Source organism: Paraburkholderia phytofirmans (assembly GCF_046028095.1).
Lineage (GTDB): Bacteria > Pseudomonadota > Gammaproteobacteria > Burkholderiales > Burkholderiaceae > Paraburkholderia > Paraburkholderia phytofirmans_A.
The window spans coordinates 88923-115103 of sequence record NZ_JAQQDJ010000002.1 but is presented as its reverse complement, the minus strand read 5'-3'; the positions used below and the strand labels follow the sequence as shown (position 1 = coordinate 115103).

Annotated in this window: 28 protein-coding genes; 16 read left to right on the top strand and 12 right to left on the bottom strand. The window is 59.3% G+C overall.

Annotation, left to right across the window (positions count from 1 at the left end):
• The first annotated feature begins 3 nt into the window (after positions 1-3).
• From PQR54_RS05015 to PQR54_RS04970, 10 genes are all read left to right on the top strand, one after another.
• Positions 4-882 carry a hypothetical protein gene (locus PQR54_RS05015; RefSeq protein WP_408244336.1) on the top strand — a complete coding sequence of 293 codons (879 nt, stop codon included), beginning with the start codon at positions 4-6 and terminating at the stop codon, positions 880-882.
• Positions 879-2777 carry a glycosyl hydrolase family 28-related protein gene (locus PQR54_RS05010; protein ID WP_408244335.1) on the top strand — a complete coding sequence of 633 codons (1899 nt, stop codon included), beginning with the start codon at positions 879-881 and terminating at the stop codon, positions 2775-2777. The genes PQR54_RS05015 and PQR54_RS05010 overlap by 4 nt, the downstream gene beginning before the upstream one ends.
• Before the next feature lie 32 nt (positions 2778-2809).
• A complete protein-coding gene (locus tag PQR54_RS05005; RefSeq protein WP_408244334.1) occupies positions 2810-3031 on the top strand; it encodes a hypothetical protein in 222 nt (73 codons plus the stop codon).
• A gap of 99 nt (positions 3032-3130) precedes the next feature.
• Complete coding sequence (locus tag PQR54_RS05000; protein ID WP_408244333.1) at positions 3131-3691, top strand: lysozyme; 561 nt, start codon at positions 3131-3133, stop codon at positions 3689-3691.
• On the top strand, positions 3688-4092 hold the full coding sequence (locus tag PQR54_RS04995) for a hypothetical protein (protein ID WP_408244332.1): 405 nt from the start codon (positions 3688-3690) through the stop codon (positions 4090-4092). The genes PQR54_RS05000 and PQR54_RS04995 overlap by 4 nt, the downstream gene beginning before the upstream one ends.
• Before the next feature lie 53 nt (positions 4093-4145).
• Positions 4146-4487: a phage holin family protein gene (locus PQR54_RS04990; RefSeq protein WP_408244331.1), complete on the top strand. Its 342-nt coding sequence runs from the start codon at positions 4146-4148 to the stop codon at positions 4485-4487.
• Positions 4484-4906, top strand: a complete 423-nt coding sequence (locus tag PQR54_RS04985; RefSeq protein WP_408244330.1) for a hypothetical protein — start codon at positions 4484-4486, stop codon at positions 4904-4906. Before PQR54_RS04990 ends, PQR54_RS04985 begins: the two co-directional genes overlap by 4 nt.
• Entirely contained in the window at positions 4872-5177 is a 306-nt protein-coding gene (locus tag PQR54_RS04980; protein ID WP_408244329.1) for a hypothetical protein, read from the top strand. Before PQR54_RS04985 ends, PQR54_RS04980 begins: the two co-directional genes overlap by 35 nt.
• Before the next feature lie 658 nt (positions 5178-5835).
• Positions 5836-6627, top strand: coding sequence for a DNA adenine methylase (locus PQR54_RS04975; RefSeq protein WP_408244328.1), 792 nt, complete (start codon positions 5836-5838; stop codon positions 6625-6627).
• A gap of 263 nt (positions 6628-6890) precedes the next feature.
• Positions 6891-7937, top strand: a complete 1047-nt coding sequence (locus PQR54_RS04970) for an acyltransferase family protein (protein WP_408244327.1) — start codon at positions 6891-6893, stop codon at positions 7935-7937.
• A gap of 58 nt (positions 7938-7995) precedes the next feature.
• Here PQR54_RS04970 and PQR54_RS04965 read toward each other — a convergent pair whose 3' ends face one another.
• On the bottom strand, positions 7996-8496 hold the full coding sequence (locus PQR54_RS04965; RefSeq protein ID WP_408244326.1) for a hypothetical protein: 501 nt from the start codon (positions 8494-8496) through the stop codon (positions 7996-7998).
• 16 nt (positions 8497-8512) lie between these two features.
• Positions 8513-9535, bottom strand: a complete 1023-nt coding sequence (locus PQR54_RS04960) for a hypothetical protein (protein ID WP_408244325.1) — start codon at positions 9533-9535, stop codon at positions 8513-8515.
• A 307-nt stretch (positions 9536-9842) separates the two neighbouring features.
• Here PQR54_RS04960 and PQR54_RS04955 point away from each other — a divergent pair, with 307 nt between their 5' ends.
• Together PQR54_RS04955 and PQR54_RS04950 are read left to right on the top strand one after the other, a co-directional pair.
• Positions 9843-11129, top strand: a complete 1287-nt coding sequence (locus tag PQR54_RS04955) for an AAA family ATPase (RefSeq protein WP_408244324.1) — start codon at positions 9843-9845, stop codon at positions 11127-11129.
• Entirely contained in the window at positions 11122-11574 is a 453-nt protein-coding gene (locus PQR54_RS04950; protein ID WP_408244323.1) for a hypothetical protein, read from the top strand. The genes PQR54_RS04955 and PQR54_RS04950 overlap by 8 nt, the downstream gene beginning before the upstream one ends.
• 291 nt (positions 11575-11865) lie before the next feature.
• Here the strand turns inward: PQR54_RS04950 and PQR54_RS04945 are convergent, their stop codons facing one another.
• The 4 genes from PQR54_RS04945 to PQR54_RS04930 form a co-directional block, all read right to left on the bottom strand.
• The gene (locus PQR54_RS04945; protein ID WP_408244322.1) at positions 11866-12180 is read right to left on the bottom strand and encodes a hypothetical protein; all 315 of its coding nucleotides are present in this window, start codon (positions 12178-12180) and stop codon (positions 11866-11868) included.
• Positions 12181-12623: 443 nt separating this feature from the next.
• Positions 12624-13985 (bottom strand): ATP-binding protein, encoded by a 1362-nt coding sequence (locus PQR54_RS04940; protein WP_408244321.1) that lies wholly within the window; start codon positions 13983-13985, stop codon positions 12624-12626.
• Entirely contained in the window at positions 13985-14644 is a 660-nt protein-coding gene (locus PQR54_RS04935; RefSeq protein WP_408244320.1) for a response regulator, read from the bottom strand. Before PQR54_RS04935 ends, PQR54_RS04940 begins: the two co-directional genes overlap by 1 nt.
• A 208-nt stretch (positions 14645-14852) precedes the next feature.
• Positions 14853-15158, bottom strand: a complete 306-nt coding sequence (locus PQR54_RS04930; protein ID WP_408244319.1) for a DUF4148 domain-containing protein — start codon at positions 15156-15158, stop codon at positions 14853-14855.
• 457 nt (positions 15159-15615) lie between these two features.
• Here PQR54_RS04930 and PQR54_RS04925 point away from each other — a divergent pair, with 457 nt between their 5' ends.
• Positions 15616-16404 carry a COG4705 family protein gene (locus PQR54_RS04925; protein ID WP_408244318.1) on the top strand — a complete coding sequence of 263 codons (789 nt, stop codon included), beginning with the start codon at positions 15616-15618 and terminating at the stop codon, positions 16402-16404.
• A gap of 458 nt (positions 16405-16862) precedes the next feature.
• On the opposite strand, the gene lplT is transcribed toward PQR54_RS04925, so the two are convergent.
• Together lplT and PQR54_RS04915 are read right to left on the bottom strand one after the other, a co-directional pair.
• Positions 16863-18161: a lysophospholipid transporter LplT gene (gene lplT, locus PQR54_RS04920; RefSeq protein WP_408244317.1), complete on the bottom strand. Its 1299-nt coding sequence runs from the start codon at positions 18159-18161 to the stop codon at positions 16863-16865.
• A 201-nt stretch (positions 18162-18362) separates the two neighbouring features.
• Positions 18363-19166 (bottom strand): inositol monophosphatase family protein, encoded by an 804-nt coding sequence (locus tag PQR54_RS04915; protein ID WP_012433509.1) that lies wholly within the window; start codon positions 19164-19166, stop codon positions 18363-18365.
• A 410-nt stretch (positions 19167-19576) separates the two neighbouring features.
• Here PQR54_RS04915 and PQR54_RS04910 point away from each other — a divergent pair, with 410 nt between their 5' ends.
• Together PQR54_RS04910 and cysE are read left to right on the top strand one after the other, a co-directional pair.
• Positions 19577-20410 (top strand): RNA methyltransferase, encoded by an 834-nt coding sequence (locus PQR54_RS04910; protein ID WP_408244316.1) that lies wholly within the window; start codon positions 19577-19579, stop codon positions 20408-20410.
• Positions 20411-20626: 216 nt separating this feature from the next.
• Positions 20627-21463, top strand: coding sequence for a serine O-acetyltransferase (gene cysE, locus PQR54_RS04905; protein WP_408244315.1), 837 nt, complete (start codon positions 20627-20629; stop codon positions 21461-21463).
• Positions 21464-21632: 169 nt separating this feature from the next.
• On the opposite strand, the gene PQR54_RS04900 is transcribed toward cysE, so the two are convergent.
• The 4 genes from PQR54_RS04900 to PQR54_RS04885 all read right to left on the bottom strand — a co-directional run bounded on the left by PQR54_RS04900 (position 21633) and on the right by PQR54_RS04885 (position 24511).
• On the bottom strand, positions 21633-22430 hold the full coding sequence (locus PQR54_RS04900) for a UDP-2,3-diacylglucosamine diphosphatase (protein ID WP_408244314.1): 798 nt from the start codon (positions 22428-22430) through the stop codon (positions 21633-21635).
• Between the two features lie 48 nt (positions 22431-22478).
• Positions 22479-22973: a peptidylprolyl isomerase gene (locus tag PQR54_RS04895; protein ID WP_074764298.1), complete on the bottom strand. Its 495-nt coding sequence runs from the start codon at positions 22971-22973 to the stop codon at positions 22479-22481.
• Positions 22974-23116: 143 nt separating this feature from the next.
• Complete coding sequence (locus PQR54_RS04890; RefSeq protein WP_408244313.1) at positions 23117-23698, bottom strand: peptidylprolyl isomerase; 582 nt, start codon at positions 23696-23698, stop codon at positions 23117-23119.
• A gap of 48 nt (positions 23699-23746) precedes the next feature.
• Positions 23747-24511 (bottom strand): tetratricopeptide repeat protein, encoded by a 765-nt coding sequence (locus PQR54_RS04885; protein WP_408244312.1) that lies wholly within the window; start codon positions 24509-24511, stop codon positions 23747-23749.
• Between the two features lie 239 nt (positions 24512-24750).
• On the opposite strand from PQR54_RS04885, the gene cysS reads away from it, so the two are divergent.
• Positions 24751-26148, top strand: a complete 1398-nt coding sequence (cysS, locus tag PQR54_RS04880; RefSeq protein ID WP_408244311.1) for a cysteine--tRNA ligase — start codon at positions 24751-24753, stop codon at positions 26146-26148.
• Positions 26149-26181: the final 33 nt, after the last annotated feature.

Genomic DNA, 26181 nt, shown 5'->3' with positions numbered 1-26181 from the left:
CGCATGGCAAAACTCATGCTGGGGTTTCCGAACCAGACGGACGCCGGGGTGCTTTCGGGCGGTGCGTGGCAAGTGCCATTGACGAACCTGCAGGACCCGCGTCTGTCACGTGTGGCGCGCAGCAAGACGGCGGAAATGGCTGATACGCAATTCGACGTGGATCTCAAGGTCTCGCGCAAGGTGTCGATGTTCGCGATGGTTCGCCACAACCTGACGCTCAACGGACGCTATCGGATCCGGGTGTCGCGCGATCCGGATTTCAATACGTCCGTGTTTGACTCGACACTCAGCTCACCGCTTTACGGCTCAGTGTGGCGGCAGGCATGGCCACGACTTTACAGCCCGTCGATGCTTGACTGGGAAGATCCGAACTGGTGGGATGGGCGGCTGCCTGAGGATCAGCGCAAGAGCTATCCAGCGTTGATACTTTGCGTGATCAGGACACCTGTTTTCGGCCGCTACGTCCGATTCGAATTCTCTGACGAGGGCAATCCGGATGGGTATCTCGAATTCGGCCGTGTGTTCGTCTCGCAGGCGTGGTCGCCGGTGAATAACGCGAGCTACAACCCGCAGCTCGGCTGGGAGTTCGATACCACGATGGATAGAGCGGTGGACGGAACGCCGTATTTCGAGCGGCGCAACGGCCGGCGCGTACAGAAGTTCTCACTCGACTGGCTCTCCGACGACGAAGCGTACGGTCAGGTGTTCGAAACACAGCGGGCGGCAGGCATCGACCAGGAGCTGCTGTTTGTGTGGGACAGCGATGACGCGATCAATCTGCTGCGGCACTCGTTTCTCGCCCGCATGCGGCAGATCAATCCGCTGCAGCTTTCGTTCCTCAACAACCATACCAACGCCTTCGAGCTCGAGGAAATTCGATGAGCAAAGTAACTTTCCCCCTGACCGGACATCAGTATTCCGACGACGGCAGTACCGATCGTGACATGCTTGACGGCGGGCATACAGAGTACCTGTTGCCGATGCTGCAGGAAACGGTTGATACCGCCCAGTCGGCGATCGATGCGCGGGCCTCGGCACTGGAGTCAGCAAGCCAGGCCAGTGATCATGCGCAGGCTACGGCTCATGACGCGGTGATCGTGGCGCAAGATCGTCAGGCCGCTGAGGCCGCAGCTGCAGCGGCGCATGCGGACGCGGCGACTGTCAATATTCCGCTGCTGACCGGCAACGCGGGTCGCATGCTGGGCGTGGGTGAGGACGGGGCATCCATGGCATGGGTCGACATGAGTCCGTACACCCAGGACGCGGATTTGGCCAGCCCTGACAAAGGCGTCAGGATGGTCGCACACGCCGTGGACGATCGGGACCTGGCCGACCCGGAAAAAGGCGTGTCGATGGTTGCGCACGCTGCCGACGATCGCCTGATTGCCGCACCGAGCGGTGCATCATTGGTCGGCTTCAAAGGTGCATTGGCCGGCTCCGTTGCGCGAACAGTAGCGGATGATCTCAATGACGGTTATGCAAACCCGAAGCGCTTTGGTGCCAAGGGTAATGGCAGCGCCGACGACACGGCAGCAATTCAATCGGCGATCGATGTACTGGCCGCAGCCGGCGGCGGGGTGATCCGTTTCCCGAACGGCAACTATTTCTGCAATGTCGTGCTCAAGGATGGCGTGCATCTGGTTAGCGGTGCGGAGCATTTCGGTTATCTGGCTCAGGTAGATGGCCCGATTGCCGGCGTCACGCTGTCGCAGGCGGCGCCCGGTTTCGTGGTCGACACACCGGCCACCCTGAAGCGGGGCGTGCTGAGCGTAAAAGGCATCAACTTTCAGGGGCTAGGTGCAGCCTATGCAGGCGGAGGTGTGCGCTTCCAGGGAACAAGGTGGGGAGCGATCAAGTGCTGCTCCGCCAATGGTTTCGCCGATCAGGCGTTTCTTCATAGCAACGGCTGGGGCGTGGTATTCGAAGATCTGCTGGCCACCAACTGTCTCCTAAGTCCGACTCGCACTGGTGTTGTTGGGGTTCTGGAGACGCATGGTACGGATGACTTTATCAATAGAGTCGAGATGGCCGGGCAGTCTGCCGCCACTGTGACCGACGCTAATCTTTTTCGGGCAGCGATTGCTGTCTATGGCGCTAACAGCTTCTTGAGCAATGCTGTTGGGGAGCAAGCGGATCGTGGGATTTACATCGGCCCTCAGTCCGGAGCTGGCCATCGTATGGCGTTGTGTCGCGGCGATAGTAACGGTGGCGTGGGATTCTGGATTGATGGCAACGTGATCGGCTCGGTTTGTACGGCCTATAACAATAGCTTGGCAGGTTCTGGCCTTTACTCTGGCTTCTATGCCAGCGCGACATCGAGCGGCTGCAAATTCTCTTCCTGCAGATCGGATGGTCACGACGCGACGATCCCACAAAAGTATGGCTATGAGGACTACGTCAGTAATTCGAACGCCAACGTCCGCAACAGCTACATTGACTGCGGTGGGTTCTACAACGCCTCGGGACTGTTTCTGACTCAGGGATTTCTCGGCTCAGGCGTGGTCAATCCGCCTCAGGCCATCCGCCCAGCCGATAAAACAACGATAGTCGATGTGACAGGCACGAGCCTCGTGGTATTCGCAGGCTATGCCACGGCGACGACGGTGACCAATTTTACGGGGGGCGCGGAAGGGGACACGATCCGTGTGCTCGGTGATGCGCAGGTCACAATCGCCAATGGCTCGGGTATCAACACGCCCACCGGTGCGGCCGTGGCCCTTGCGGACAAGACGATGTACACCTTCACACAATACAACGGTGTCTGGTACATGGGATAGGGGAAGTCATGCGATCAATCGAAGCGGCAATCATGAAAGCCATTCCGCAGGACAAGTGTCTGCACGTCATCCTGGGTGTGCTTATTTTCGCTGTCGCGGACCTCGTCAACTGGCAGGTCGGTATTGCCCTCGTGGCCGTCGCCGGAATACTCAAGGAGGTGCTGGATCATTTCACTGGCGGCGACGTATCCGTCTGGGATGTCGTTGCAACGCTGACGGGCGGATTGATCGGGCTCGTCTGTTTCGCCAGATAGTCCACCGACAAAGCAGATTTTTTTCGACCACCTTCGGGTGGTTTTTTTATGGCCGCTCCGATCTCGCATCGGCGCGGCCTTTTTCATTGGGGGCAGCGCTTGAACGAGAACCTTAAATACTCCGACCAGGGCATGTCGCTTACGGAGAACGCAGAGACGCTTGTGCTGTTCGCGTATCCGGATCCAGCGTCGCCACTCGCCAAAGCGCTGCAGGCGCAGGGGCTATGGCAGCGGGTGCTCGCTGGTGGTGCGATTTCGCCCGACCTCGGCTCGCTGAACGGTGCCCCGTGGACGGGCGGCTGGGGCCATACCGGCCCGGACGTCAGGCCCGGCAAGGTGATCACGCGCGACATGGCCGTCGACTGGTTGCGCGCGGACGTGCGCGGTGCCGAAGCCGTGGTGAAGCGCGACGTCAAAGTTACTTTGAACCAGGAGGAATACGACGCGCTCGTCGACCTGGTGTTCAACATCGGCAGCGGCAATTTCGACACGTCGACGCTTTTGCGCAAGCTCAATGCCGGCGATACGGACGGCGCAATCGCCGAATTCGCGCGTTGGAACCTGGCTGGCGGCAAGGTGCTGGCCGGGTTGGTCAAGCGGCGTGAAGCAGAGCGCGTGCTGTTCCAGCTTGGCGCAAACCACGCGAGGGCCGCCGCATGAAAAACGATGCCCTTGCGAGATTCATCTATGCGTACCTGGCGGTCTATATCGCTGTGTCCGCATTTACTGCGCCGTGCTCGGCCACGTCGGTGATGCTCACGCGCGATGGCTTCTGGGGTTACGCGGTGACGGCCGGGACTGCTGTGCTTGCCCTTGTCGTTGCCGCCGACGTCGCGGTCAATGACTGGTTGCCGGAAAGATACATATTCCGCTGGGCTCAGGCCCGCCGGCACTGGTTGTACGCGATAGCGGCGGCCTGTTATGTGACGCCGCTGTTCGCGGCAAGTGCGTACTTCGTCAACGCGGCGCAGGTCTTTTTTTACGTGGGCATGGCGCTGTTCGGGCTGGTGCTCGGTTATCGCGAAACGCAGGCAAAACGGGGAATAACGTGCGCCGATTGATTCTATGGGGTTGGGGAGCGTGCGCGCTGCTTTGGGCAGCGGCAGCGTACGCGATGGTGCGGCAGACCGAGACGGTGCTCGCTGATGGCCTGGCGGGTATTCAGGGGGCGTCGCTCCTGCTGGCGATTCTGCTGGCACTCATCGGCGGGACGGCCAGTACGTTCCAGCGGTTCGCCTCGAGCGATCCGCCGGCGCGTTCGGCGCTGATCGAAATCGGCAGCGTGATTACCGCATCGATCGTGGCCGGCCTGTCCGCTTTCTTTTTTTGCGAGTGGCGTGGGTGGCCAGCGCCGCTCACGGCACTCGTGATCACACTGGCGAGCTGGGGCGGAAAGCGCGTGCTGGATCAGGCGCTCGATGCCGGCCTTCGCCGCATTCAGGGAGAAAAACCATGACGGATATTGTCGGGCGTATCGCGCTTGTCGTTGTCGGCCTGATCGCTGTGGTGCTGGCGATCGCATGCACGGTGGAGCTTTTCGAGTTGCGCAGCGCGCGCTCGGACTTCGCGACGGCACAGCAGAAGGCGCAGGCGGACGATCAGTCGATCGGCACGCTTCGCTCGCTGCTCGCGACGTCGCAGGCGGATGTGGCCGCCGCTGCATCAGGCGTGCAAGCCTGCTCGGCTTCGGTCACGCAGGCAGCCTCCGAAGCATTCGCCGTTCGAGCGGCAGCCGCAGCGGCGCAGGCGAAGGCGGTGACGCAGGCGCAGTCATACCAGCGTCAGATCGACGCACTTTCCCAACGGATCCAGGATCCATCCAACCAGTCGGAGACATGCGATGCGGCATTCGATCGTTTGCGCGGCGCTCTGTAGCGCGCTGCTAGTCGTTCCGGGTTGCGGCTCGGCGCCGTTGGCGCCGATTTCACCAGTTGTCCACACAGAGACTGTCGAGGCGAAGGTTCAGGTGCCGGTTTCGTGCATTGACGCGGTGCCAACTGCGCCTGCTTTCCTCGTGGATACTGATCTGCTGGCGCCGCCCAACGGCTCGGCCGTCGACCGGCTCTGGCGGGACCGCCTGCAGCGCAAACAGTGGGAGGGGCAGCTCGAGGCGTTGCTGGTTGCGTGTGTGGGTTCGAAGAAGTAAAAAAAAGGCAGCCGCGCTAAGTGCGGCTGCCTCGAACTAGGAAGGAGCTTTCGGCGCGGTTGGCGTTAAAAGTCCTGTGGGAATTATAAACAAGAAAAATTCCGCACCGCACCAATGCAGCAGCGCGCCCCGCTTTTGTCGCCGTCTTACAACGAAAAGGAAGCCTGCCGTTGACTACTGGCAGGCTAAAGGCTTTTGAGGGATGGAGTTCGCCACCTAGGCTCCCTCAAACGATCCGAGGCCGGGCGAGTGTACGGTCCAGTAGGCTATTCGGAAGACGAACTGCGGGACAGGGCCACGTATTGGCGGAATGGGTCAACAAAAAAATGGCCCATCGATGCAGATAGGCCGAAGCATCGGGGGATCAAACCGACTGCATCGGAGACAGTAATAGGCGTGGTGCGTGTTTAACGCCATGAATCGACGCGATTCAAAGACTGCGCGCGTAAATCCCCGTCGGGAAATACGCTCTATGCAGACAGACCAAAGTGACTTTGACGTGCTTCGCGGCACGGGAAAAGACAGGGCGACCGGGATGATGTTCGCGCATTTCCCCCGGCCACCTTTCCACTGAATAGACCAGTGAATTAGCCAAGGCCCTGACACCTACCGGTAGGCGGGCCGAATTCTAACGCAAAAAGAAAAGGCAATTCCAAATATGGCAAACCCTATCGTTCCCTGGATCGGCGGAAAGCGCCGGCTTGCGGATCATCTGATCCCGCGCTTTCCGAAGCATGAGTGCTACGTCGAAGTATTCGCGGGCGGAGCGGCGCTGTACTTTCTCCGGCCACCGGCAGCGGTCGAAGTCATCAACGATATCAACGGCGATCTGATCAATCTATATCGCGTCGTGCAGCACCACCTCGAGGAGTTTGTGCGTCAGTTCAAGTGGGCGCTCACGAGCCGACAGGTTTTCAAATGGCTGCAGGACACGGTCCCGGAAACCCTCACCGATATCCAGCGCGCAGCCCGTTTCTATTATCTGCAGCACAACTGTTTTGGTGCGAAGGTGGAGGGGCAATCGTTCGGCACGGCAACCACTGCGCCACCGGGCCTGAATCTCCTACGTCTCGAGGAAAGCCTGTCTGCGGCGCATCTCCGCCTCTCTAATACGTTCGTCGAGCACTTGGACTGGAAAACGTGCATTGATCGATACGATCGGCCGCATACGTTGTTTTATCTCGATCCGCCGTATTGGCAGACGGAGGGCTATGGTGTGCCATTCCCGTACGAGGAATACATCGCCATGGCCGCGCGTCTGCGGGCGCTGAAAGGAAAGGCAATCATCAGCCTGAACGACCACCCTGAAATCCGGCACGCTTTCCAAGATTTCCACACCGAGACGGTGGACATTAAATACACCGTTGGCGGTGGCGGAAAGGAAGCAGCGCGGAAAGAGGTGATCATTTTCAGTTGGGACGATGCTGCCGAGCCAACTGGACTGTTTTGAGTATAAACACGCCGTGTATGGGTACCCGCTCAACGTTCTAGGGTGCCGTCGGACACTGCCTTCTCCGGACATCGTGTACGGGTATGTCATGTCCGACGCCACCACTCGTTACGGCTGCGACGCGGGTTGATTTCGGTCAAAACGATGTCTTTTTAAGCCCTGTCTTACCAGTCCTTACCGCTGGGAAAGATCATGTATTCCCATGCTTGTGCTCCTCTCTGTTAGTCGCCGAGGGCACAAGCTCAACGCGCGACGGCGAGCAAATGAAAAAAATCGATCAGATTCAGTATCTGCGGGCTCTCGCAGCGCTCCTTGTGGCCGCATATCACGCACCGGCCACGATCGCAGGATTCAGCGATACGCTTCCTCCACTAAGCGTTGGAGCTGTCGGGGTCGACATATTCTTTGTTATTAGTGGGTTCATCATGGGATCGCTTGGTGATACCGGCAAAGGAGGGAGAGTTGAATTTGTTCTCAAACGAATTGTCAGAATTGTCCCCATGTATTGGGTTGTCACACTGTTGACTGTGGGCTTGGCGCTCTTCGCGCCTCATCTGATGCGTTCAACGATTGTCGATGTTCCGACGAGCGTCAAGAGCCTTTTGTTTATCCCTCATTTCTCGCTCGCCCACCCCGGCAATGTTTGGCCCATCGTTGTCCCTGGCTGGACCCTAAGTTATGAGGTGTTTTTTTATGCGGTCTTCGCTCTGTTTATACCCGCTACTCAGCTAAGACGAGCGACGTTAGTGTCGTTCGTTTTTGTCGCTCTGGTCATCAGCGGATTCATCGTTCGTCCGGCAGATCCAATTGCGCTAACATTTACAAACACGCTCCTACTTGAGTTTGTCATGGGCGTCTGGATTGCTGTTGCATATCGCCGAGATGTGCTGCCAACTCGCACTGTTGCTTGGATAATTATATTCGTTGCCGCCTTGATGCTTTGTACGACTGGCGCTGGGAACCGGGGTATCAACAAGGGCGTTCCTGCTGCTGCAATTGTGATCGGAGCGCTCGTCGCCCTTTGCCATTATAGAAGTCGCCTGCTCGGATTAATCGGTGACGCCTCTTACTCAATCTATTTGATGCAATTTTTCTCGTTCGGAATGACTAGAGCGCTTTGGGGGATATTGGGAACTACATCGTCCGCCCCGGTGTACGCTGTGTCTTATGTTGCGTTTGCCGTTGCGGGATGTGTAGCTACGGGCATTGCAACATATTGGTTTGTAGAGTGCCCAATGACAGCGTATCTGGGCAGGCTAGTTCACCGGCGGGCGACGATCGAGCGAGTATCGGTTGCCACCCAACATTGATTAATGATCGAGATCTGCGCTTGTCGCAGTTCTTTGACGAACGTGAGCGGCGGGCAGTCTATTCCCGTTGTCCGCGCCGACGCCGTGCATCGGCCTCGAACTTGACCGCGTCCGGATCGCGAGCGTATTCTCGGACGTTTTTTGGCACGGCGTCGTGCCTCGGTGTGTCGTCGATCTCGCCGATGCGCAGCACCTCCAGGGCAAGTCGTATTCGAAGTTCCATGATCGGTGATTCGCGGGCAATGAGGCTGCGGTCCACCCCTTTCGCCAGCCGTACGGCGGCGTCCGCTCCGCAGCGCAGACGCAGCAGCACAAGCCGCAGATATTGCTCTTCCAGAATCAACCGCTCAACATCGCCTTCGCCGCGATGATCTCGGCACCAGTTGCGCAGATCGGCGAGTGTAGGGGGTGGAAAGGAGGAAGTTTCACATTGCACCTCGACGAAATACTGTGTAAACACACAGTATTTCGTCGAGTGATCGAGTGATACTTTGGTGTCTGGTAGCGGATCAGCAGCAAAGGTAATTTGTTTCTGCGTGAGAAAGTGCAGCGGAAACACCGCTGCAGGGTATAAGTCAGGCCCCAACGTGGCCAATAGGGTGAATGGGGACTTTGGTTCCCACGACCTCTTTAATTTTGTCAATCGCGCCCGGCGGGGCATAGATGGCCTCGACAAGTTCGAGGAAATCGAAGCGGTCGGATGGAGTGTATCGGAGCGCCAGTTCTGAGCGTGTTCCGCTGTGCTCCTCCAAGCCGACCCTATATCGCTCTGTCCGCTGCCAGAAGTGAGGGTCAATCGCTTCGAGTTCCGTACGCTGTGGCCCGGTCAGTGGTGAGGCTGTTGGGCGCCCGTTCAGGTTAAACCCACCACCGAAGAGTCGCCACTCGCGCTGGCGATAGTAAGCTAAAGTCTCGCCGTGACGGGCGTTATCGGTGGGATAGTAGAGGTTAAGCAGGGCGCCGAGAACCGCCTCGCTATGGTCGAATGGGATCGACCCGAAAGTGACATTGTCCAGCAAAGCCTTAACGTGGCTGATGGGCACTTCAACTCCACCGTTACCATCCGAAGTTTTCGGAAAATGAAACTTGGCGTCGGGTGATATCCCGTTTGGTGCAAAGCTCTTCACGTGCTCGGGGTAACAGTTCCGGTGGATGTCTCTCAATTTCCCCAAGACTAATTGGGTGTGATACACGCCCCTAGCGAAAAGCGTCGGCAATGCGCTCGCCGGATTGTCCGCTGAGCCCTGTGGCACATAGTTGACTGGCACAGCGCCGGAGAGACGCAGCCTTGTAATATCGAATGCCAGCGAAATCGGACCAAACGTCTCTGCATGTTGCGGAAGCTCGTCAAATGAGAGTTCTGTGAAGCATGCCCGTCGTTGAAGAAATTGAAGTTTCTCCTTTTCCGCCACTCCTAAGCTGGTCAGATCCCAGTCGACCACCTCTGGAGCCAAGATGAGTCCTGTATCGCGCATCAGTTTGAGAATGCGAAGGCCGCGATCCAGCGTTGCCGAGGGATGGTCCTTCTTCTTCGGTCTCGGAAAGCTGTGGAAAAAGCGGCGATTGTCGAGCGTCGGTTTAATGGTCTCTGTCGTCAACTATTTTGTCCCCCACGATGTATCAGAATTTATAGCGCGATAGTAGCAATTCCAATGACAGATCATTCGATCGCGTGTCCGCCTCAAAAAGTGAGGGTTATCCCTATGATGGGTCCCGTAAACGCACCGATCCATCGATAGCGAGTTCGCCTCTCTCGGCAAGGATTCAACTACATACTCGCCGCAAAAGATGGACGACGATTGCGAGCGATGTGCAGTCGGGTGCAGTAATTGTTCGTACTGAGGCAAGTCCATAGCTGGAAATTGTGTAACAATTGCTGACAGACCAACCTCTAAAGTCGAACCGATGCGCCGCCTCGTCGTAAAAAATTTCTCTTGCCTCAAAAGCGCGGTTTTAGATCTCGCGCCGCTAACCGCGATCATAGGGCCGCAATCGAGTGGGAAGAGCGTGCTTCTTAAGCTCACGTATTTTTTTACAGATTTTTTCGTCAATTCGGCCGAACTTGTGAAAGAAGGTCTTTCCAGTCAGGTCGCGAGAAAAAAAGTTCTTGAGAATTTTCAGGAATGGTTTCCAGTTTCTGCGTGGGGGAGCGATCGCTTCTCTATAGAATTCTATCTCGGCGATTTTAAAATTCGACTTTTACGCAAATCAAGTGGTGGCGAGCTGCTTGATACTGCCTCCGTTACATTTTCATCGGATTTTGAAAATTTCATTAATGAGGCTTCAAATCTATTCAGCGAAATTGAGGTTTCTGATACTGAAAGGTCGACTGTTGCTGAGTATAATTCGTTGCGCCGACTCGGTGCCGCAGCTACGAAGGCATTGTCTGCATCGCTCGGAGAAAATTATGTCTCAAATCAAATATTTATTCCAGCCGGGCGGTCGTTCTTTACCGGGCCTGGAAAAGCATTGCTGGCATTTGAGCATAGTGGGCTAATCGATTTTGTCACCGCTGAATTTGGTCGGCGTTACGCGTCTGCTAGAGCGCGTCTAAATCGCAGACCAGTTCACGACAATTACGCCGAAAGAGTATTTCAGGAAATGCTGGGCGGAAAAGTTGTCTTGGAAGGCGGCAAAGAGTATCTAAGGGCTGCCGACGGGCGTCTGCTTCCGTTTAATGCGTTGTCATCCGGTCAGCAAGAGCTTTTGCCGCTTGTTCTGATCTTGCAAACACTCGCGCCATTTTCTAACGTTCCGCGCGGAGCTGGAGTGGCGCCGCCACTGTACAGACGAATTATGTACATTGAGGAGCCGGAAGCACATTTATTTCCTCATGCACAAAATAATCTGGTGCAGTTGCTTTGCGCGCTGGTCAGGCTTCGCACAAAGTCACAAGATTTGCTTGTGACGACGCATAGTCCATACGTACTTGCAAAAATCAATAATATGATTAAAGCTGGTGCGATAGAGAAAAAATTTGGTGCAACGGTGATTGGGAAATTAGATGAAATTCTAAAAATTAAATGCGCCCTTCGGCCGGGAACTGTTAATGCCTACGCGATTATAGACGGCGTGTTGACCAATATTATTGATGATACTGGCTTGATTGATGGTGAATATTTGGATGAGGTCTCGGGGGATATTGCCGAGGAATTCGATCGTCTCTTAGATATTGAGAGGGGTCATGGCTGAATGCTGTTGTCGAGAAGATACCAAGGTAAGCAAAATCAAGTTGGATGATAGAGGAGGGGAAAGGAGCGCCACCTTCCTCAATAAAGAAAAGGTGAAACATATAAAAATAAGAGTGGATGGCTGCCTCGTTAAAGAGGCCACGGCCGCCGATTGGATTTTATCCAAGCCTAACGTAGGGCATATCGTTGTTGAGCTGAAAGGCTCTGACGTTGACCATGCGATCGAACAGGTGATGGCGACAGCCAAGTTGGCCGAGAGAGAGAAGAAGGATGGAGAGAGAATTGCTGCTTTGATTGCGTGCACTCGATATCCGAAGATCGACACAAAGGTACAGCGTGGTAAGCAGCGCTTTTCGGACGCGCATAAGGGAAGATTGCATGTTGTGACGAAGAGCTGCGAGCACGTTTTCGAAGAGCTGCTCGGCCCTTTACCGAAGGGCAAGTAGTTTGCGATAAGAGAATGAGCCAAGAACCGTGTAATGGCCCATTAAGTTGAACGTTGCCCCGGACGGCCGCTTTCGCGCATTGCGTGCGGCCAATTCCGGTGGAGTTCTGTCGATGGTGACAACGCTGGGGCCATCCCTCGACGATCGGCAACGTTCGGCCAACAAGAGTCTACCAATTCACAGGATTCGGGCGCCCGCTCTGCAGTGCCCAATCGGACAGATGTACCCCGGCTATGCTTTTATGTCGCTGCGCTTACGTATTTCGGCCTGTGCAATCAATTGCCCCGCTACCTAGGGCCGCTGATAGCAATCGGCCACTACGCGGCCGACGCAATCGAAGCTCGTGTTGTTATAGAGTTCGTACCCCTTCCTTGCCATGCATTGAGTCGTTTCGGCAGGGATGCGTGCGTTGTAGTCGTTGTATGTCTCCGCGTTGCCGTTCTCGTCCTTGCGAGGATGCCGATGCTCGAAGTCGGTCACCTCGGCCGTGCAGGCATCCACGGCACGGCCTTGGTGGTACGTGTCCCAGTAGTGCACGCCGGTGCTCACTACGGCGATTACAACTAGTATTTCAAGACCCCGCTTCAAGATTGTTTTGACGACCATTAAACCCTCGGGAGCATTGATTAAGGTAAGTGTTTTTTACCCATGGTTATGGCGTAGGCCGTCGCGCAAAGGCTTATCTGGCTGGGAGGAGATACTGCTGCATCACGGGAGAATGGGAAGTAGACGATCTGGTGGCTGTTGCGGGTGCAATCATGGGTCAGATGTAAAGTTGCTTTGGCCGCAGGAGCGTATCAGCGCGCAGCTGTTTTGCTCGCCGATCTACCGTTCCCGGCCATGAAGCGACTCTCGGGAGGTTGACTCGTCTGGCTGCTCTTCTGTCAACACCGGACGCGATCTGGTAACCGGGGCTACCTAATTGCGCCCGAGCGACCGGCGGCCTCGCGTCATGGATATAGCTCCTGTGCCGACCGATATGTCCTAGGCTGCCGTGCCCACATGTTCATACCACACTCCGTGCGTCGGAAGTTGCGCTCGGGCATCACTTATCCGTTGCTTACGGGATTGCGCTGACCTGCTCTGGCGAATCCGCTCACTGACACTGTCAGCCCTGATCCGCCACCGTTATTTGATAGCGCGAGGGTCAGTTGTTGTCGCTGCGAAATGCGGGCGGCAATTGCGAGCCCCAGTCCGCTACCCATGCCCTTGGTGTGCTCACCACGGTAGAAGCGATCAAGTACCCGCTCCATGTCTTTTTCCGGAATGCCGGGGCCGTTGTCCACCACGGCAAAGCCCATGCGGTCTGCTGTGACTGTGAGCACAACGTCAACCTTGCCTCCTTGCGGGGTGTAGCGGATAGCATTGTCGATCAGATTATTCAACAGCACGCTCACCCCATGTGGATCGGCCAGAACGTTGCATGGATCCTTTTGAGTCACCGGATGCCGGAACTCCAGGCCCAGATCGATTTGCCGATCTTCTGCGAGCAGTGAGAAATCGCTGACTGCCTGCTCGCCGATTCTCCGCAGGCTGACAGATGTGCTTTCGCTTGCAGGCTGAGCGTCCTCGCGTGCGAGGGTCAGTAGTTGCTGCACGAGTCGGATGATACGGTTGAGCCGCGTATTGATTCGCTCGATCGTGTGACCATCGTCCTTCAGGGTGCCGTTATTCGACGCTGCCTGCAACTGCAGTTTCAGCGCTGCAAGCGGCGAACGAAGCTCGTGGGCGGCATCTGCAATGAACGTGCGCTGGGCCTGTGAGGCGACGTTGAGACGCTGCAGCAGGTCGTTCAGAGCGTCGACAAGCGGACGGATTTCGACAGGTACGCTACCGTCGATGCACAATGGTTCGAGCGAATCAAGCGAACGCGTTGCGAGCAAACGTGACAATCCGCCGATCGGTGCAAGGCCTCTCGCAACGACAAGCAGCACCAGCACGATGGTCACGGGCATCAGCAGGCCTAACGGCCACAAGGTGTGGAGCGCGAGGTGCAGCGCCAGCGCTTCTCTCACGGAGACCGGTTGCGCCACCTGGACGAAGCGATCCGCCTGTTGCAACCCGAAGACGCGCCAATGACCCTCGCCCCGTTCGATGGTGCGAAATCCCTCCGGTAGGCGCGCGAGGACTGGCGAGCGCCGTGAGTGATAGACGAGTGCTCCTTCCTTGTCCCATATCTCGATCAGAATCCGGTCGTCCGAAATGCCTTCGAACTCTGCGCCTTGTCGATCGACTGTTTCCGCCGTTTCGAGATTCAATGGCAAAGACAAGGCTACGGTACGCAGTTCATAGTCGAACAGCTCATTTGCCTCTTCGCGTGCCGTATGAAAAATCCCGAATGCAGCAATACCGGAGGCGGCGGCGAGGCCGCAGATCAGCCAGCCAAGCAGCCAGCGGCGGATCGACGTCATTAACGCCTCTTCAGACGATAGCCGACGCCGCGCACTGTCACGATCTGTTCTGCCCCAATCTTGCGCCGCAGGCTGTGCACGTGGACTTCGATCGTATTGCTGCCCACTTCTTCACCCCATCCATACAACTTGTCTTCGAGTTCGGATCTGGTGAAGACGCGTGCAGGCTCTTCGATCAGCGCCTGCAGCAGTGCGAACTCCCGCGGCACGAGCGTCATCTGTACGCCGCTTTTTCTCACTTCATGAGCGGCTGGATCAAGTGTCAGTTCACCATGCGAATAGATCGGCTGTTTCTGGCCGGTTCTCCGTCGCAGCAACGCCCGCGCTCTTGCTGCCAGTTCATCGAGATCGAAGGGCTTGATCAGGTAGTCGTCGGCGCCTGCGTCGAGACCGCGAATGCGGTCGTTCACCGAGTCGCGCGCCGTCAGAATGATGACGGGTGCCTGGCCGCCTTGTTTCCGGTAGCTATTGAGCAGATCGATGCCGTCTTTCTTGGGCAGGCCAAGGTCCAGCAGGACAAGGTCATACACACCATTGCCGAGCGACAATTCGGCAGCCCGGCCGTCTTGAGCCCAGTCGATGGCATACCCTTCGCGCCCCATCGATTCGAGCACTGTCTCCGCGATCATTTCATCGTCCTCTACCAAAAGCAGACGCATTGCCCCCCCTTTGCTTTGTCACCATGCGTCATTGTCGCGCATCCGAAATTAACGTTTCCTTAAGCTATTGTTAAGCGTTCGGTCAATATCATCCAGTCCTGTGTGTGCAGGCGGATCAGAGCTTCGATACACGCCGCCGAGTTCTGGAGCAGGAAAAAGCGCTACGGGACGGCGCGACACGCGGGTCGACGGACTACGTATGCATGGCCTAGTGGTGCGTGAACAGCCCGGTGTCCGTGCCGTACGACAGAACGTGACCGGGCATCCGTGATTCTGACGATCCGCCAGTTTGCGCGCCGTAACCGGTCGCATTGGCTGTTCGGTATGGGCTTGAGTTTTGCTGAGAATCCGGATAGCCAATCTTGGACTGATGCAGGGTGTGGTTTTGCTCGGCTTCGGCTGTCTGCGCTCGCACCTCAGCGCGCGTGAGCGGACCGTTTGTCGTCTGCGCGACGGTCGCGACAGGCAGCGTAGTGGCGATGGCAAGGATGCTGATGGAGAGGAGGCGTTTCATGGTGCATTTTCCTTCGGAGTCGAAATTGATATTCCAGACCTTCACGCTCGGATTCTTGCGCGCGGACCCGGACCGCCGCGCCACGGAATCTCGCGGCGTGCATCATCAGGTTACGAGTCCAAGCTTAGGCGAGGCTTATCCGGCTTCCGTCTGGATTTATCCGAGCCAGCACTCCTGCGTTCGACATGATGTGCGCGGGTATCGGTAGAGAGGCGTGCGCGTGCCGAAGCTGCGTCGACGAGGCGGCAATGGACGGCAGACGGGACACTTTCCTGTGGCCCCAGTCCGGGAGTTATACGAAACATCCGTGCGTCAGGCGACTGGATCGGCACGGTTAAGCAAGTGTTAACCTGGCTCGTTCAGATTTGTCGCGTACGTCGCCGACGGAGCTCGCGCGCGGCGCAAGAGCTTCTATGCGTAACGCTCAACCAACTCTCAATGAACAAAGGAGTGTGACATGAAAGGAAGCACTGTGAGCTTTGCCAGCCAGGCCGTCAGCAAGGTTCCCGAAGTGACGATCGGATTCTGGGTGATCAAGGTGGCCGCGACGACGCTGGGTGAAACCGGCGGCGATTGGGTATCGATGTCGCTGAACCTCGGCTACCTAGTCGGCTCCGCGATCTTTCTCGTGTTGTTCATTGGCCTTGTATCCGCGCAGGTGAGGGCACGGGATTTCCATCGCTTCCTGTACTGGGCGACGATTGTCGCCACAACTACGCTGGGCACGACCATGGCGGACTTCGCCGATAGATCGCTGGGCGTTGGCTATCCCGGAGGCACCACCATTGTCGTTGCCTTGTTGATCGGCAGTCTGGCCTTATGGTATCGATCGGAGGGGACGGTCTCGGTCGAGAGCATCGTTACAGCCAAGGCTGAATGGTTTTACTGGATCACGATCCTGTTCTCGCAGACGCTCGGCACGGCGCTCGGGGACTGGGTAGCGGGTGATGATCGCGGCGGTCTCGGGATTGGATACGAATATGGCGCGATGCTCTTTGGAGCCGGCCTGATTGTCGTAGCGGCTCTATATTTCTGGACTCGTGTGTCGCGCACGGCGCTCTTCTGGGCAGCGTTTATTTTGACCAGACCACTCGGCGCGACGTTGGGGGACTTCCTCGATAAGCCGGTCGCGCAGGGCGGACTGCACGTTAGCCGTTTTTATGCCTCCGGCATCCTGCTCACTTTCATCGTGGCTTGTATCGCGCTGATACCACAGCGGTCCACCAGGAGGGAGACGGCAGCGTGAACACGCGTGCCACAACGAAAGACCCACGAAACTGCCGACCAATGATGATGCAGCGAATAGTTCACCGTGATTGCGTGATAGTTGAGCGTCCGATGTCCGCATTAGAACGGACAGGCAACTTGCCTCGCGAAAGGACTGCTTCGGGTCGCGAGCGGTCCGACGGGAAATTGACGAGCGCGGGTTATGGCGTAAGCCGTGGCGCAAAGGCTTATCTGGCGGGGAGGAGGTACTGCTGCATCATCGGCGTGTGCTGTGCGACCTCGTTGGCCGCTGCGGTTTGAATGCCCATCCTCGGTATCTTCTTGCGTTAGCTGTTCAGGGCGTGAGTTTAACCTGCCGGCGCGGCGAGCGGACCCTGGCCGGACGGCCAATCTGCGCTGCGAATCCGCATTGCAGCCTACGCCGCGGCGAGAAGCCGACGCGCCCCGCGCCGTGCCCGCTTTACCCGCATGAAGGCTTCATTTTTCCACCATGGCCCGCATATCCACCGTGCGTTCATTCACCGCGCTACGCCGCCTGGCAAGCCACATCATGAAGGTGATGAACGTGCCGAACACTACGATGATCCACTGCGCCGGCATCTTCGCCGTAAGCAGCAGCGCGTAGACGCCGAGCATCAGCAGCACCGCGAGATTCTGGTTGAAATTCTGCACCGCGATCGAATGCCCCGCGGACAGCAGCGTCGCGCCGCGATGCTGAAGAATCGCGTTCATCGGCACGATGAAAAAGCCCGACAGCGCGCCGAGCAGAATCATCAGCGGATAGGCGAGCAGAATGTAAAACGGCATGACGTACGTGCCAATGCGAATGCCTGAACCCGGCGGGAACAGATCCTTGTTGTAGAACGCCATGGCGATCGCCACCGCACCGGTCAGAATGCCGACCGGCAGCACGCGCAGCGATTTGCGCAGTGGAATCAACGCGGCCGCCGCGGAGGCGCCGACCGCAATGCCGAGACCCGTGACGCCTTGCATGACCGCCGCCTTCGAGAGCGACAGCCCGAGATTCACGTTGGCCCATTTGAGCACCAGCAACTGCAGAGTGACCGCGCCGCCCCACATCAGCGTCGTCACCCACAGCGCGATCTGCGCGAGTTTGTCGGCCCACAGCACGTTGAAGCAATGATAGAAATCGCCGACCAGTTTCTTCGGTTCGCTCAGGCGATTTTCATAACGCGCGCCGGTGTCGGGAATGAAGATGTTGATCGCTGCGGCGATCGCATAGGTCACCATCGTCGCGAACATGGCGAGATCGGCGGAGGAGCGGATCAGCGGCAGATGCGCGTGCGCGACGAATTTGTCGGCGAAGGTGCTGATCAACGCGCCGCCCACCATCGTGCCGACGATAGTCGACAGCACGGTGGCCGATTCGAGCCACGCGTTCGCCTTGACGAGTTTTTCCGCGGGCAGCAGTTCAGTGAGGATGCCGTACTTGGCCGGCGAATACGCGGCCGCGCCGAAGCCGACCACACCGTAGGCAATCATCGGATGAACGCCCGCGATCATCATCAGGCAGCCGCTCGCCTTCAACGCGTTGGAGATGAACATGACGTGCCGCTTTTGCATCGAGTCGGCAAAAGCGCCGACGAACGGCGCGAGCAGCACGTACGAGACGGTGAAGAAAATCTGCAGCAGCGGTGTGACCCAGGCGGCCGAGCGAATCACGGAGAGCAGCGCGATGGCCGCGATCAACAGTGCATTGTCCGCCAGCGACGAAACAAACTGCGCCGCGATGATTGTGTAGAAGCCTTTTTTCATGAAGCGGATTGGAAGCTGCGCGAGAAGTCAGGCGCAAAGCAGGGCGCAGCGAAAAACGCGCGAAACGCAGCCGGCAATCAGGCGCGCCGGCGCGGCATCCCGCTTTGTAGCACGAACGCCCGCTACATGCAGGCGCGCCAACGAAAAAGCGGCCGAAGCCGCTTTCTCATGTTCCGCTTGTCAGCGCCGCCCTGGTAGGACTTACGCCGCTTGCTGACGCGTGCGGCTGTAGCGCGACAGGATCGGGATCATCTGCGCGTAGACCTTCGCGTTGCCCGCGACGATTTCGCCGACGTGCAGGAAGTCCGAATCGCCCGTGTAGTTGCCGACCAGACCACCGGCTTCCGTGATCAGCAGGCTGCCCGCGGCGACGTCCCACGCATTCAGGCCTTGCTCGAAGAAGCCGTCCATGCGGCCGGCGGCGACGTTCGCCAGATCGAGCGCGGCTGCGCCCGGACGGCGCAGACCGGCGCACGCTTCGGTCATTTCAGCGAACTGGCGGCCGTACGCTTCGAGGCCGTCCTTTTCGCGGAACGGGAAGCCGGTGCCGATCAGGCCATCGGCCAGACGGTCGCGCTTGGCCACGCGGATGCGTCGATCGTTGAGGAACGCGCCACGGCCACGTGAGGCGGTGAACAGATCGTTGCGGGTCGGGTCGTAGACCACGGCTTGCGTCACGATGCCCTTATGAGCCAGCGCGATGGAGATGCAGTAGTACGGAAAACCGTGGATGAAATTGGTGGTGCCGTCGAGCGGATCGATGATCCACTGGTATTCGGATTCGTTATCCGACTTGCCGGATTCTTCGGCGAGGATGGCGTGATCGGGGTAGGCGGTCTTGAGCGTGTCGATGATCGCCGCTTCAGACGCTTTGTCGACCTCCGTGACGAAATCGTTGTGCTGTTTCTTGCTGACCTGGACGAGATCGAGATCGAGCGACGCGCGGGTGATGATCTGTGACGCGCGGCGCGCGGCTTTCACAGCGATATTGAGCATGGGATGCATGAGACTGGATCCTTGTGCCGGGGCAGCACGGCTGCTGGCCGGTAAATGAGCGCTAACCTGCGCTAATTGGGCGCCCTCTGAGAGGCGCGGAAACAGCACGGAACGCTCGCCCGGTAAAAACCGGTGCGCATTCCGCCGACGGAGACGAATTGGATAAGAACGAGGCGTTCACGCGGTGCCAGACGGCAAAGCAGAAGGCGAATTTCGGCATTTTACCTGAGTCCGGACGCCGCGGCAGCGTTTGCGGGGCCGGCGGCCAACCTGCCGAAGTTTTACGCGGCGCGGCCCGGCATTCGCAAGCGCATTGCCGTACGCATCTGCATGCGCATCTGCGCTCATCTCTGCGTTCATTTCGGACCGCCTGCGGCGTTGGCGCTACCATACGCGTTTTTAGCTTGCAGAATTCCATCGTGGACCACACCCACCATTCCTCCGATCCTGCCGTAGCCGAACTGCGCGGCGGCTTCACCTCGACGCGTTTCGTGCTGGTCGAACCGAGTCATCCGGGCAACGTCGGCGCCGCGGCGCGCGCGCTGAAAACCATGGGTTTCTCGCGGCTCGTGCTGGTGTCGCCGCGCGTGCCGCACGTGCAAACAGATCCGGAAGCCATCGCGATGGCAAGCGGTGCCGACGACGTGCTGGCGTCCGCGCACGTCGTGCCGACCCTCGCCGATGCCCTGAGCGGCGTGCACTGGTCGATCGCGCTGACCGCGCGGCTGCGCGAATACGGGCCGCCGCAATGGACGCCGCGTGCCGCGGCCGGCATTGCGCGTGAACAGGCGGTGCATGGCGAGATCGCGCTGGTGTTCGGCAACGAGCGCACGGGTTTGTCGAACGAGGACGTCGAGCGATGCAGCGCGCTCGCGCATATTCCCGCCAATCCGGCCTATAGCTCGCTCAATCTCGCGCAGGCCGTGCAGGTGTTGGCGTATGAACTGCGCACGATGTATCTGTCGAGCGACACCGCAAAGGACGGGGCGCAAGCCGCGCCTCAGGCGGCAACGGGGGAGGGCGAGCACGTCGGTGCACGCGCCGCGAGCGACGAAATCGAAAGCATGTTCACGCATCTGGAAAGCGCGCTGGTCGCGCTCGAATTTCTCGATCCGGCCAATCCGAAGAAGCTGATGTCGCGCCTGCGGCGTCTCTTTGCGCGCTCGGGTCTTGAGCGCGAGGAAGTGAATATCGTGCGCGGCATCGCCAAACACATTCTGTTGAAGAGCAAGCCCAAGGACGACGCGTCCTGAAGGCTGCGTGTCATACCGAAGTGAATGGAAGTGAATGCTTCCCCCTTAGCCGGCGACGACCCCGCCGGCAGCGTGGACTTCCGGCAGCTTTTCCGCAATCCCCCTACAATCCCCAAAACGTTCTAAGCAAAGCTGCCGCCGTGCTATGCGGCGAGCCACGCCGTCGTGCGCGCCAGGTTGCGCGTGCAACTCTTTCTCCACAACACAGTTGCTGCCATGTTCACGAGACTTCGCGAAGACATCGCCACGATCCGCGAGCGCGACCCCGCCGCCCGCAGCGCCTGGGAGGTCCTCACGTGTTATCCCGGCCTGCACGCGCTCGTGCTGCACCGGCTCGCGCATGCGTGCTGGCGAGCCAAACGCCGCTGGCTCGCGCGTTTCGTCTCGCAGATGGCGCGCTTCATGACCGGCATCGAAATCCATCCGGGCGCGACGCTCGGGCGGCGCGTGTTCATCGATCACGGCATGGGCGTGGTGATCGGCGAGACCGCGCAGATCGGCGACGACTGCACTATCTATCAGGGCGTCACGCTCGGCGGCACGTCGCTCACGCGCGGCGCGAAGCGGCATCCGACGCTCGAGCGCGGCGTGATCGTCGGCGCGGGCGCGAAGGTGCTCGGCGGCTTCACGATCGGCGCGGACGCGAAGATCGGGTCGAACGCGGTGGTGACCAAGCCCGTGCCGGCGCGTGGCACGGCAGTGGGCAATCCGGCGCGGATCATCGTGCCGGCGGCCGCCGCGGTGGCTCCGGAAGCGGCGGCCAACGCCGGTTCCAATGGCGCCGCGCGCGACGGGAAACGCTCCGCTGCGAGCAGCGGCTTCTGCGCATACGGCATCACGCCGAACGCGGACGATCCGGTGTCGCTGGCGATTCATGGGCTGATCGATCACGCCGCCACGCAAGCAAAGCGCATCGACGAAATCGTCGATGCGCTGGAGCGGCTGGGTACGAGTCTCGAGGGACTGCAAGGGGCGGATGCGGCGTTGCTCGACCTGCGGCGGTTGTCGGCCGCGATTGCAGGGAAAGTGGACGCGGTGGCGGCGGAGCGGTGAAGTTATGCGCGCGCGCCGCATCGAGGCTGGCGCGCGCGGCGAGCGCGAACGGCAACGCGACACGTGGCGTGGAGAGCGGCCACAACGCTGGCAAGCGCGGCGTAGAACACATGCCGAAGCAACGTCGGTACCTGAGACGTCGACACAGGCGCAATCAACGCCGCCACCGTCAACCCAACGGCAACGCCCGAATCCCTTCAGCGTCGATACGCAAATACCCACCACGGCGCTCGCCGTGATCCAGATCCCAATCCGGCAGAACCCAGCGCGTGCCGCCCGGCTCGCGATGCCGCGCCGGCCGGTGCGTGTGCCCGTGAATGAGAGTCGCCGTTTTCGACGACTTGAATAACGCGGCCACGGCTGCCGCCGTTACGTCGTACTTCGGCGAAACCGGCCGCGCGCGGCCTTGCTCGCTTTTCGAGCGCATGTTCTCGGCGAGCTTCTGGCGCCAGCGAAACGGCCACGCGAGAAACAGCATCTGCGCAAAACGGTTGCGCGCAAAACGTCGGAACGTTTGATAGCCACGATCGGCGGTGCACAACGCATCGCCGTGCGCGAGCACGAGCCGCGTGCCGAATGCGGTGATCACGAACGGATCGGGCAGCCAGATCGCGCCGGCCGCTTTCATGAAGCGCTTGCCCAGCAGAAAATCGCGGTTGCCGTGCATGATATAGAGCGCGATGCCGCGCTCCGACAACGTATGCAGCAGCGCCGCCATGCGCGCGACGAACGGCTCGACGAGCATATCGTCGCCGATCCAGTACTCGAACAGATCGCCGAGTATGAACACCGAATCGGCCTGCTCAGCCGTGAAGCGGATGAAATGCTCGAACGCGGCGACCGTATGCGGGATCGCCTCGCTCAGATGAATATCGGAGAGGAAAAAAAACGGGCGTGCGGCGTGCGGGCGTTTGCCCTCGCCAGGCACGCCCGCGGCGACGCTTCGCAGCGGCGTTTCTTGCAGCATTGAAGGTGCCTGATATCAGTTCGAACGAATCGATGCTCGCTACGACACTTAGTCGACGATCACAGCCTTTTCGATCACCACGTCGTCCGCCGGCACGTCCTGATGGAAGCCCTTCGAACCCGTCTTGACCTTCTTGATCTTCTCGACGATGTCGAGGCCTTCGACCACCTTGCCGAACACGGCGTAGCCCCAGCCTTGCGGCGTCGGCGACGAGTGGTTCAGGAAGTCGTTGTCGTTCACGTTGATGAAGAACTGGGCCGTAGCCGAATGCGGGTCGTTCGTGCGCGCCATGGCGACCGAACCGTTGACGTTCTTCAGACCGTTGTTCGCTTCATTCGTGATCGGCTCGGCCGTCGGCTTCTGCTTCATGCCGGGTTCGAAGCCGCCGCCCTGGATCATGAAGCCGTCGATCACGCGGTGGAACACCGTGTTGTCGTAGTGGCCGGCCTTCACGTAGTTGAGGAAGTTCTCAACCGACTTCGGCGCCTTTTCAGCGTCCAGTTCGAGTTTGATGACGCCGTGGTTCGTATGCAGTTCAACCATGATGGAATCCTTTGATGAACAGGGTGGGTAAAAGGCGCGGCGAGTCGTCATGATTTGACTTTCAGCCGCGCCGGGGCGTGGATTGAGCGCTGACGCTTTTCTCGTGCGCGCGCCTGACAATGGCGCGCGTCCTGTTGCTGCTATTACTTGCCGACGAGCGTGGCCGACTCGATCACGACCGGCTTTTGCGGCACGTCGCTCATCGGGCCGCGCGAGGTGGTGGGCGTGCCTTCGATCTTCTTCACGACGTCCATGCCGCCCGTGACCTTGCCGAACACCGCATAGCCGTTGCCGTCCGGATTCGGATAGTCGAGGCCGGCATTGTCCACCGTGTTGATGAAGAATTGCGCGGTGGCCGAATTCGGGTCGCTGGTGCGCGCCATGGCGAGCGTGCCCGTCATGTTCTTCAGACCGTTATGGCTTTCGAGCGGAATCGGCGCGCGCGTCGGCTTCTCCGCGAAGCTTTGCGTGTAGCCGCCGCCCTGAATCATGAAGCCGCGAATCACGCGATGGAAAATCGTGCCGCTGTACTGGCCGGACTTCACATAGTCGAGGAAGTTGGCGACCGTCTTGGGCGCCTTCTCAGGATACAACTCGACGCGGATGTCGCCTTCCGATGTCTTGAACAGGACGGACGGATGCGCGGCTTGCGAACCGGACTGGGCAAATGCGGGCGCGTTTGCGATCAGGGCGGCGCTGCCGAGCGCCAACATCAACCATTTCATGAAGATCCTCAGGGTTGGAAAAAACGTATTGCGCGAAACGTAATGGCTTTACTTCGACGGCGCCATGTAGGGCGGCATGGCAAGCGAGCCATTCGCGCCGCCGTACTGGAAGCTCGGCGTTTGCGTCATGTTCGAGGTGGCGCGGGCGGTGTAGTCGTCTTCCGGGCTGGCGGCCTGTTTAGCCTGCGCCGCGGTCCTGACCGGCGAGATGACTTTCTGAATGTCCGCGAGACGCTGCGTGGTGGTGGGGCTCACCTTGCCGAGGCTCTGCGCGCGGCGATAGGCCTCGTTCGCCATACGCAGATACAGGTCGCCGAGATTCTCGTATGCGAGGCCGTAGCCCGGGTTGACCTTGGTCGCCGTTTCGAGCGCGGCGCGCGCTTCGGCATATTGACCATGCTTCGCATAAAGCGCGGCGAGGTTGTTATAGGGCTCGGGCAACTCGGGGTACGTCTGCGTGAGCTCGGTGAACGCGGCGATGGCTTCGTCGTCGCGATTCAGGTGGGCGAGCACCGTGCCGCGCTTGAACTTCGCTTGCGCGTCGCGCGGATTCGAGGCGATGCGCGCGTCGAGCTGGGTCAGCGAGGCCGCCCAGTTTTTCTGCGCGATCGACGCGTCGATTTCCGGCGTGTTGTCGCGCACGGCGGGGCCCTGCGGCAGCGTGGCGGTTTTCTGCGCAAAGGCGGCCGCGGCCGGCACGGCAGCAAGTGCGAGCGCCACGGTGACGCGCAAGGTGAGGGCGCGCGTGGCGCTACCGAAGGCCGTCGCGGCGAGGGTCGCAGCGCTGTGCGCGCGGCCGCTTGAAGGTTTCATAGGCTCAGGTCTGGATGTTATACTCCGACCCATTCTAACAAAAGGTCTGCGCGTTCCGTCGAACCGCAAACTGTCTTTTCGCCACTCGTGGTCGTCTCCGCCTTGATCGCAGCCTGACCGCCGCACCAGGTGCACCGGTTTTGCTGTATGCGACGCGTCCGCCGTCCGGTTCTTGACTGGCGGGGCGCGGCGCGCATGAAACACATTGCGGATTTCTTTCGGCCCACGCACCGTTCTCTATGGAATCACTGCGCATCTACAACACGCTCGCGCGTGACAAGCAAACTTTCGTGCCGCTGCAAGAAGGCGTTGTGCGGATGTACGTCTGCGGGATGACCGTGTACGACTATTGTCACGTCGGTCATGCGCGGGTCATGGTCGTATTCGACATCGTGCAGCGCTGGTTGCGCACGCTCGGCTACGACGTGACCTACGTGCGCAATATCACGGATATCGACGACAAGATCATCCGGCGCGCAGTGGAGAACGGCGAGACCATCAAGGCGCTGACCGATCGCTTCATCAACGCGTTGCACGAAGACGCGGACGCGCTCGGCATCCAGCGGCCCGACATCGAACCGCGCGCCACGGATTTCATTCCGCAGATGCTCGGCATGATCGAGCAGCTCGAAGCGAACGGCTACGCCTATCAGGCGAGCGACGGCGACGTGAACTATGCGGTGCGCAAGTTCGCGAACTACGGCAAGCTGTCGGGCAAGTCGCTCGAAGATCTGCGCGCGGGCGAACGCGTCGCGGCGAACGACGCGAAGCAGGATCCGCTCGACTTCGTGTTGTGGAAGCAGGCCAAGCCGGAAGAGCCGGCGGATACAGGCTGGGATTCGAAGTATGGGCGCGGCCGTCCTGGCTGGCATATCGAATGCTCGGCAATGGGCTGCACATTGCTCGGCGAACATTTCGACATTCACGGCGGCGGACAGGACCTGCAGTTTCCGCACCACGAAAACGAAATAGCGCAAAGTGAAGCCGCTACCGGTCAAACCTTCGTCAATTTCTGGATGCACAACGGCTACGTACAGATCGACAATGAGAAGATGTCGAAGTCGTTGAACAACTTCTTTACGATCCGCGAAGTATTGGCGCAGTACGATGCCGAGGTCGTGCGTTTCTTTATCGCACGCGCGCATTACCGCTCGCCGTTGAACTATAGCGACGTGCATATCGACGACGCCCGCAACGCCCTCGCGCGTTTGTACACCGCGCTGAAAGACGTCACGCCGGACGCCGCCGAACTCGACTGGAACGAAGCGCATGCGCAGCGTTTCCAGGCAGCAATGAACGACGACTTCAACACGCCGGTTGCAGTGTCGGTGTTGTTCGAGTTGGCAACAGAAGTGAACCGCACGCGCGACCCCGCGCTGGCCCGTCAATTGCGCTCGTTGGGCGCGGTGATCGGACTGCTCGGCCGCGAGCCGCGTGCATACCTGCAGCAGGCAGCGGGGGCTGCAGCCGAGGGCGCGCTCGAGCCCGCCGCGATTGAAGCGAAGATCGCGGCGCGCGTGGCCGCCAAGCAGGCGAAGGACTATGCGGCAGCAGACCGGATCCGAGCCGAATTGCTCGAGGCCGGCGTTGCACTTGAAGACAAACCCGGCGGGTTGACCGAGTGGCGGCGCGTGTGAGCGCACCTCGACTTACCCTTTGATCGACTCGCC